Source organism: Bacillus sp. JJ1503 (genome assembly GCF_036965125.1).
Taxonomy (GTDB): Bacteria; Bacillota; Bacilli; order Bacillales; family Cytobacillaceae; genus Cytobacillus.
This window is the reverse complement of the sequence record NZ_JBALOZ010000354.1, coordinates 1-563: the sequence shown is the minus strand read 5'-3', so window position 1 is coordinate 563 and position 563 is coordinate 1. Positions and strand designations below refer to the sequence as shown.

Below are 563 nucleotides of genomic sequence, written 5' to 3'. Positions count from 1 at the left end.
GGATCATTGTCATTGGCAAGCTTTTTTGAAAACGTATTTAAATTTAAACCAGGGAGAACATTCTGGGTTGTTTTTACATCGGTTGCTGCAATTATCTTAATGCTAGGTGGAGTATTAGATCATTTAGGGAATCTACTAACCTTCCAAGGAGTCTTTCTATTATCATGGGCAGCAATTTTAGTAAGTGATGCCGTTGTAGTAAAGAGAATATTAAAAATTGGCCCTAATTATTTTGAACATCGCCAAGAATATCTATATGCCTGGAATCCTGTTGGTGTCATTTCAATTATTGTATCAAGCGTACTTGGTTCCATTGCTGCTTTCGGATATTTAGGCGCCTTTCTACAAAATGTAGCAGCATTTTTCGCAGCGATCTTAGCATTTGTCCTTACGATTGTTTTAGCTATTGCAACTAAAGGAAAATATTACAGTAAAAAAGAAGCTACTGATGTTTCATCCAATGAATTTATTGGATAAAGAATTAAAATGCTTGCGCCATACTTCAATTAAATTATTAAATAGATTAATTAATACAGAGAGAACGACAAATACGCTTTTAAAAT

Annotated in this window: 1 pseudogene; it reads left to right on the top strand. The window is 33.4% G+C overall.

Going from position 1 to position 563, the window contains the following annotated elements:
* Positions 1-477: pseudogene (locus V7149_RS22475) on the top strand (purine-cytosine permease family protein); the annotation flags it as partial.
* Positions 478-563 lie beyond the last annotated feature (86 nt).